7 protein-coding genes are annotated in these 7,930 nt (G+C 45.5%); 2 read left to right on the top strand and 5 right to left on the bottom strand.

The annotated features are described in order from the left end of the window. Positions 1-107: 107 nt before the first annotated feature. From udp to AB4375_RS16570, 4 genes are all read right to left on the bottom strand, one after another. The gene (gene udp / locus AB4375_RS16585) at positions 108-866 is read right to left on the bottom strand and encodes a uridine phosphorylase (protein WP_017065292.1); all 759 of its coding nucleotides are present in this window, start codon (positions 864-866) and stop codon (positions 108-110) included. Positions 867-1,148: 282 nt separating this feature from the next. Further along, positions 1,149-3,503, bottom strand: a complete 2,355-nt coding sequence (locus AB4375_RS16580) for a zinc/cadmium/mercury/lead-transporting ATPase (protein WP_372052045.1) — start codon at positions 3,501-3,503, stop codon at positions 1,149-1,151. 153 nt (positions 3,504-3,656) lie between these two features. Then, positions 3,657-5,120: an MATE family efflux transporter gene (locus AB4375_RS16575; RefSeq protein WP_371724662.1), complete on the bottom strand. Its 1,464-nt coding sequence runs from the start codon at positions 5,118-5,120 to the stop codon at positions 3,657-3,659. Positions 5,121-5,307: 187 nt separating this feature from the next. After that, positions 5,308-5,724, bottom strand: coding sequence for a CBS domain-containing protein (locus AB4375_RS16570; protein WP_017060213.1), 417 nt, complete (start codon positions 5,722-5,724; stop codon positions 5,308-5,310). 302 nt (positions 5,725-6,026) lie between these two features. Between AB4375_RS16570 and AB4375_RS16565 the strand changes: the two genes are divergently transcribed. Next, a complete protein-coding gene (locus AB4375_RS16565; protein ID WP_017060212.1) occupies positions 6,027-6,260 on the top strand; it encodes a hypothetical protein in 234 nt (77 codons plus the stop codon). Between the two features lie 166 nt (positions 6,261-6,426). Then, positions 6,427-6,723, top strand: a complete 297-nt coding sequence (locus AB4375_RS16560) for a hypothetical protein (RefSeq protein WP_029235295.1) — start codon at positions 6,427-6,429, stop codon at positions 6,721-6,723. 98 nt (positions 6,724-6,821) lie between these two features. On the opposite strand, the gene AB4375_RS16555 is transcribed toward AB4375_RS16560, so the two are convergent. Then, positions 6,822-7,808, bottom strand: coding sequence for a glycosyl transferase family protein (locus tag AB4375_RS16555; RefSeq protein ID WP_081324522.1), 987 nt, complete (start codon positions 7,806-7,808; stop codon positions 6,822-6,824). Positions 7,809-7,930 lie beyond the last annotated feature (122 nt).

Genomic DNA, 7,930 nt, shown 5'->3' with positions numbered 1-7,930 from the left:
ATGCTCGGCGCACCAAAAAAATGGCCGCATCATACGATGCGGCCATTTTCAAAATTTAATGTCACTTGAAGACTTAATGCTCTCTAAAACTCAGAGCACTTTAAGACTTAAAGCATTTTACGAGCGGCTTCTACAACCACTTTGATTGAACGTGCTTCTGTTACTTTTAGAGTGTCGTGATCAGGCGTCTCTTTTTGAGTACGGTTGATGATTACACCAGCAACACAACCTGCTTTCAGACCAGAACTTGCACACATAGTTAGCAGTGTTGCAGATTCCATCTCGAAGTTTAGAACGCCCATGTCTTGCCATTCTTGCATAGAGCCTTGGAAGCGCTTAACAACGCGACCAGAGAAGGTGTCGTAACGCTCTTGACCTGGGTAGAACGTATCGCTTGATGCCGTTACGCCCATGTGAACTGTTGCACCTGATTCATCAACTGCCGCTTTCATTGCTGTTGCAACTTCAAAGTCAGCCACTGCTGGGAACTCCATAGGAGCAAAGTGTAGGCTAGCGCCGTCTAGACGAACAGAACCTGTAGAAACAATCATGTCACCCACGTTTACGTGAGGTTGGATAGCACCAGTCGTACCAACACGTAGGAAAGTGCGAACACCAAGTTGAGCAAGCTCTTCAACTGCGATAGAAGTCGATGGACCACCAATACCTGTTGAACATACAACAACTGGTTTGCCGTCTAGCTCTGCGCGGTAAAGCGTGTATTCACGGTGACTAGCAAGGAATACTGGGTTCTCCATCTCTTCTGCAATTTTTTGCACACGAGCAGGATCACCAGGGATGATCGCAAGAGTAGCACCGTTAAGATCTGCTTCAGTAACACCTAAGTGGAAAACAGCTTGAGACATAGTTCGCTCCTTTTGGCTTATTGGGCTTTTTACCCTTATTTAAGCTCATAGTAAATTCGTGGGGTACGAACACACTCTAACCAAGCTCATTACAAAATGAAGTGACACATGTCACATGAATGATCGCAACAATAATTCAAGTTTCACAAAAAACCGATTGGCATCACAAAAATAAGCAATCAGCACGCCTATGTTGCATACTAATGAGACAAAAAGCGCCTTTAACGTATTACCGCTAAAGGCGCTTTTATATTAAGAATGCTCTATGTCGGTGAGCTCGATTTAGTCCGCTTTAGATTTAAATCGAAGCAGACGCAATGCGTTCAATGTCACCAATGCAGTTGCACCACTATCCGCTAAAACTGCCACCCACAAACCGGTAATACCTAACAAGCTTGTCACCAAGAATACGACCTTCAAACCAAGCGCAAGGGCTACGTTTTGACGGATGTTGTTCATGGTCGCTTGCGACAGTTCAATCATCGCTGGCAGCTCAGTTAAACGGTTATGAGTCAGTGCTGAATCCGCCGTTTCCAAAGCGACATCCGTACCACCACCCATTGCGATGCCGACATTCGCCGTTTTCATTGCTGGTGCATCATTAATGCCATCACCGACCATCGCCACGTGCGACTGTTGAGATAACTCCTCAACGTAAGATACCTTGTCGCTTGGCAATAGGCTTGCCTTGTACTGCATACCAATCTTGCTACTGATCGCTGCTGCACTGCGCGGATTATCGCCGGTCAACATGATAGATTGAATACCTAATTCATTAAGTCGTTCAATCGCAAGCTTAGCGTCACTGCGTAACGTATCTTGCCAAGCAATCAGACCAATCACTGTCGTAGCTTGCTCTGTTGATTCTTCTTGATCTTTAACCTCAAGAGCAACCACAACCGTCTTGCCCTCACCTTCTAATGCTTCTACCTGAGAAACCACATCGGCACCAAGTTCGAACGTGACTTTAGACGGTGACAGAACCTGATACTTAACACCATCAACATCCCCTTCAACACCACTACCAATCAACGCTTTCTTGTTGTGTGATTCAGGAATCTCAATATTCAGGTCTTTTACTTTAGCGACAAGTGACTGCGCCAACGGGTGAGTAGAGCCAACTTCAATCGCCCCAACCACACGCAGCATCGCGTCTTGTTGCCACCCCGATAGAGGTTGAATATCCGTAACCTGAGGCTTACCTTCGGTCAGTGTGCCTGTCTTATCGAAGGCGATGGTTTGGATTTTACCAAGCTGCTCTAGCGCTGCGCCGCCTTTAATGAGCGCGCCACGTTTCGCTGCTGCTGCTAAGCCAGAGGTAATCGCTGCAGGAGTCGAGATAACCAAGGCACACGGACAAGCAATCAACAATAGCGCTAGGCCACGGTAAACCCATGTTTCCCATGGCTGCGCAAACAACAATGGTGGTGTGATGATGACCAACAGAGCCACTACCATCATTAACGGTGTGTACCAACGGCTGAACTTATCGAGGAATCGCTCTAGTGGTGCTTTACGAGACTCTGCTTCTTCAATCAGATGAAGAATACGATCGATCGCGTTCTCACCCTGTTTTGAGGTGATGGTGATACGAACCACTTTATCGACCACCACAGCGCCAGCCATGATGCTATTGCCTTCGATGTGTTCAACAGGAACAGATTCACCGGTTAACGCACTTTCATCAAAGCTTGCCGCGTCTGTAATCAATTGTCCGTCAGCAGGTAAACGAGAGCCCGCGGCCACTTCAATCACATCACCGGGAACCAGTTCACTGACTGCTACTTCTACACGCTCGCCGTTGATGATCTTAGTCGCGTTTTCTGGTACCAATGCCATTAGCGCTTGAACGCCACTTCTTGCTCTTGATGAAGCAAACGCTTCTAAGCGCTCACCAATCAAGAACAACAATAGAACCATCGCCGCTTCCGCAGTTTCACCAAGGTACAAAGCACCCAGCGCGGCAACACTCATTAAGGTTTCAATAGCAAACGGTGTACCTGAACGTGCCAGCTGAACCGCTTTCTTCGCCACCGGATATAAACCAAGCAGACAAGTTACCGTAAACAAGCCTTCGCTTAATTGAGGAGAGGTACTTTTCAGAAGCGCAGCAAACAGCATTGCCGCTGCAATCGCGATAATCTGTAAATTAGGTTGGATATGAGCTTGCCAAAAAGTCTCAGGTTGTTGTTCTTTCTTTGAACCGACTTCCGTAAGAGGGAAACCCGTTTTGATAGAGACCTGTTCAATGGTGTCGGCAAGGCTTTCATTATCGAATTTCACAACCAGCTTTTCGGTAGCAAAGAGAACCTTCGCTTGAATAACACCGTCAATATTGCTGATCGCGTTTTCTATTTTTCTTGCACAAGCTGGGCAGTCCATTCCGGCAACCAGCCAACTTTTCGAAAATTGGGCGTCGAGAGATAAGGTTGAGGACTGACTGTCTTCTTCTCCACTGTCCGACGAACTACAACAATCGTCTCCAGACGATGACGGTGCAGCAGAAGAGCTACAACAACCAGATGAAGTACCTGCTGCTGTGATGCTTGAAATTTTAGGGCTAGAGCAACTTGCTCCTGCCGCTTGAGGTTGAACGTCCACTTTTGCTGAGCGGCACGCTGCATGTTTTGCGCACATAATGTATCTCCTTAATACTCAAAAGCCTTGAGGTTGTTGCTAACTTACGAGCAACAGAACCTTAAGTTCATCAAAAGTATAAACCTTGGAGGCTACTCCAAGGTCAAGAAGAAGTTTTCAAGAAAACAAAAATATTATGTCCGCGCCGATGACTTACTGAGATTTAAGCTCCGCACACTCCTCACGGTTCGCCGATACATCATCAATAAGCACCGCATCGTGTGAACAAAACGGCTGAGTGTTCAAGCTGACAATCGACACATCATCTTCCACTGGGTCGACTTGAGAGCCTTGCATCAGTTCAGCGATATGATGTCGAAGCACCAAGATACCTAAAATCCCGAACAGAACATTACCCAAAGCTTGACCATAGAGAACACCCAAAGCGCCATACCACTCCGAACCTAGATAAACGAACGGCAGAGTACCTAACGTGGCTTTACCCAAATTCAATGCTGTCGAGTAAAGCGGTTTACCTAGGTTGTTGAAAGACGTGTTGGCAACAAATAGTGCACCGTTAAAGGTGAAGGTTAACGCCACATAGGTACAGAAAGCCGCCACAATGATTGCTGCATCACCTTGTAAGCTAAAGCCTTGAATGACATAACCTTGAACGAAGTACAACAGAATACAAACAGCGATGGTGTATGCCGTAGTAACCAGCAATGAGTTATTGAGTGTTTCTTTTACTCGGTCCATGCGTTCAGCACCAAAGTTCTGACCAATGATTGGCCCCACAGCGCCAGACAAGGCAAAGATAACCGCAAAACAAACTGGCGTCAGACGACCTATCACGGCAAAGCCCGCGACAAAATCCTCACCATATTGTGCGATACCCGTTGTCACAATCGCATTACCGATAGGCGTTGCAGTATTAGTGATAATCGCAGGCAGCGCAATCGCCAATATTGGTCGAATATTAATGCGCCATTGCACAAAAGAAGGCGGAGCTACCAGCTGATGGCTGCGAATAAGAGGATAAAGCGAAAAGAATAGCACCGAGAAACGAGCGACAACCGAAGCGATAGCCGCCCCTTCGATGTTCCAACCAAAACCAAAAATAAACAGAGGATCGAGAATCGCGTTAACAATGCCGCCAGACAAAGTTGCCCACATCGAACGCTTAGCATCACCTGCCGCTCTTAAGCCCGCACCCGCTGCCATCGCTAACGCCAAAAATGGACCACTAGGTAGCAAAATCTGTAGGTAAGCTTGAGCGCGTTCGGCTGCAATGCCTTTGGCGCCTATCGCGGCTAGCAGCTCTGGAATATAAGCGAACATGATTGCAGTTATGGTTGAACTGATAACAAACGCAGTCAGCATGATACTGGTGCTTAGGTTTCGAGCGTGCTCTTGATTCTTGGAGCCGATGGCTTTGGACACTAATGCGCCCATGGCAATGGAAGTACCGATAGAAACGGAGGTAGAAAAGAAAGTCAGCGTACCTGCAAAGCCTACCGCAGCAGCCAATTCAACCTGTCCGAGCATACTGATAAACAGCATGTCGAGCAGATCGACCACAAATAACGCCATCAAACCGACAGAGCCAGCCCCCGACATCACCAATATGTGGCGCATCGTTGAACCTTCAACAAACTTTGCCGTTTGATTTGACATGAAACCTCCAAAAGTTGGAATACCCAAGAGCTAAAGCCTAATCAGCTGTTCAACTGTTCAACTGTTCAACTGGCTAGGGATCCAAAAAGAAAGGATCGACCAAGAAAAGCGCTATACAGAAAAAAGGCGCTAGTGCGCCTTTTTTCAATTGAGAGTATTGAGAAAAATAATCGTTCTTAACACGCTACTATACCTGATGTTTGAAGCATTCTTCCAAGTTCTTGCCAATTGCTCTCAAAACATCAGTTCTGGTGATAATACCCACCAGTTTTCGATTATCGATCACAGGGTATGCTTTAGGTTTTCCAACCTGCATCATGTCCGCCAATTCAATAATGGATAAGTCAGGTGACACCGACAGCACTTCTTGGTACATACAGTCACCCACAAGGTGTGTGTCTTGGCAGAAGTAACTGACCTTCACAAGTTTCTCGAGTAAATCCTGCTCTGAAAGGAAGCCAATCACTTGTTCGTTATCATCGATTACGGGCCCACCCATATGGTGGCTACGCATCACTTTGTCTAACGCTAGACTTAACGGCATATCAGGAGTAAATGTCACAACCTGCTGCGTCATGTAATCTTTCACTTTAATAGAATGCATTGCGTTCTCCCTAAATACTTTGCGTCATATATTTTCTATCTTGTTAAGTTAATTGTTGTCTAAAATCTTGATTTTACTAAATGGATTTCAACAATTTTATTGATAGGCAAAACCTAACAAGACAAAAAAGTGAGACAAACAAAGGGTTGAGCACGTTTTCGAACGCCAGAAAAAAGAAAAAAAAGAGCCCTTACAAAGCCTTACTTTCCCTTGCTTAACCTTACTTAGCCGAGCTAGCCTGCGTAAATAAACCCTGTAATCTTCACCTCACTAATAATTAGAAATCCCGTTTTAGGAAGTTTATGCAACACGACAACAACATGTACGCGTATATTTACGCAGGTAACGACGGCACAGAAAACACACTCATCGCCACTATCGATAATCAAGAAAAACCGCTGATATCAAGCTGCGTTGATGAGATAAAACGCATGTCATGCTTAGCCATTGATTTAGCAGCAAAACACGACCTAAAAGTGAAGCTGGTGAAATATCAAAGAGAACAAGAGATCGACTTCGGCCTATTCGTTAAATAGTGAATCCGACACTGATTTGGTTAATCTCTAACTGGCAGCCATAGTAGCATTAGCAAGCGCAATAGCCGTGAATGGCTGCCGAATTCGACCTGACAAGCCTAACGGGTAAGGCTATAATGATCAGACGGCGCCCTTGCCGATTTTCATTGTCCAAATACGGTTTACTATGTCTTCCCAAACCCCACCTAAAACGTATCTAACGAATTCCTTATCTAAGTTAAAAAGCTACTTTAGTGAGTTATTGGATTTCCAATCACGCATTTGGGTGGTTCATATCTTTGAAGACTCTATTACCGATCAGTCGTTTGTGATTAATGAAGATGGCTTTAAAGAACCGCTAGAGTGGATGAAAAAACGTGATTACCAAGCAAGAATGCTTGATCGTGTTGATAAGATGAAAATCTCACAGGTGATTGAGATTCAGTTCGAAGACAAAATGCATCGCTTGATGCGAGTGAAGTAGCTCTATTGTTTGGGCACGTACGAAAAGCCATTACTAGAAATTAAGCATAAAAAAGGCCAGCGCTCGCTGACCTTCTCTCATTGATTACAAGACTCCATTTAACGCGCACAATACTCATGCCACAGGCGCACCGCTTTCTGGTATGCCTCAGTTTTATCGTGCGTTTCTGCAAAGAGAATGGCTGTCATGCTGTCGACAACGGTATTCGCCATTAGCGCCATATCTTCAGCCGATGTGCCAAGTACACATTGACTAGGAAGTGGCAGCTCTAGGTTCATCATCTCTTCCCAGTAGAACGATTCGACTTTGTCAGGAGAGCTCATCCATACCGTTTGGCTAACTTTAGGATTATATTCCGACTCACCGTTCATCCCTTTGAATGAAATCACCGAGTGGGATTTATTTCCGATAACATGCTCAACTTCCGCATGAAGTTGTGGAAAGCCAGGATGGAAACTGCCACGCAGACCTAAACGGCCACCACCAGGATTCAATGCTCGAACTACCGTGTTAATTGGTGTTCTCAAACCGTAGCGGTGTTTCCAACCAATCATGGTTTGTGCTTCGGGCGCAAAGTTAGCTAGCGGTAAATAAGCAATGCCGTCTTGTTCAAGAATCGACTTAGCATGTTCAGGGCTCTCAGCACTTTGCACACCGACATCTTGCAAATGGCTTTCAACGTGCGTCCTACCGCTCGGCTTATCCATATAGCCATGCATTAACACTTTATAGCCATTGTCAGCTAAGATTTTTGCCGCCAACAAGTTCCAAGGCTTGCCACTGGCGTTATCGTTACGCTTACCTGCATAACACGGCCAATCAATATCAGCGCCTAAATCTGGCACTCGAGATTGAAACGCTTTTACAAAGCCAGCGATCTCTTCATTGGTTTCATTCTGCACACGAATCAACATCAGTAGCATAGCCATTTGGTCGTCACCGACTTCTCCGCTTAAATACTCATCCATGATGCGGTAGGCTTGTTCGAACGATAAAGGCTTACGCCCTCTTTCTCCTCGTCCAACTGTACGAATACACTCTAAAATACTACTCATTGATTGTTTATTCTCTTCCGTTGATATCAATAAAATTCGAATACACTTTCGATTCTATGATACCCACCGTGCATTGCAAAGCGATTCAGTTGCTCTCGACCGAATTACCAATACGCGGATTGGTGTTCTAAAAGTAAACTTACTGGTGTAAA

It is taken from the genome of Vibrio sp. 10N.261.51.C6, from assembly GCF_041471785.1.
GTDB lineage: Bacteria > Pseudomonadota > Gammaproteobacteria > Enterobacterales > Vibrionaceae > Vibrio > Vibrio crassostreae_C.
The sequence above is the reverse complement of the archived record's forward strand: the minus strand, read 5'-3'. Positions and strand labels throughout refer to the sequence as shown.

Coding starts and splice junctions, on each gene's coding strand:
- udp (WP_017065292.1), bottom strand. CDS start 866: ATGTCTCAAGCTGTTTTCCACTTAGGTGTTACTGAAGCAGATCTTAAC.
- AB4375_RS16580 (WP_372052045.1), bottom strand. CDS start 3,503: ATGTGCGCAAAACATGCAGCGTGCCGCTCAGCAAAAGTGGACGTTCAA.
- AB4375_RS16575 (WP_371724662.1), bottom strand. CDS start 5,120: ATGTCAAATCAAACGGCAAAGTTTGTTGAAGGTTCAACGATGCGCCAC.
- AB4375_RS16570 (WP_017060213.1), bottom strand. CDS start 5,724: ATGCATTCTATTAAAGTGAAAGATTACATGACGCAGCAGGTTGTGACA.
- AB4375_RS16565 (WP_017060212.1), top strand. CDS start 6,027: ATGCAACACGACAACAACATGTACGCGTATATTTACGCAGGTAACGAC.
- AB4375_RS16560 (WP_029235295.1), top strand. CDS start 6,427: ATGTCTTCCCAAACCCCACCTAAAACGTATCTAACGAATTCCTTATCT.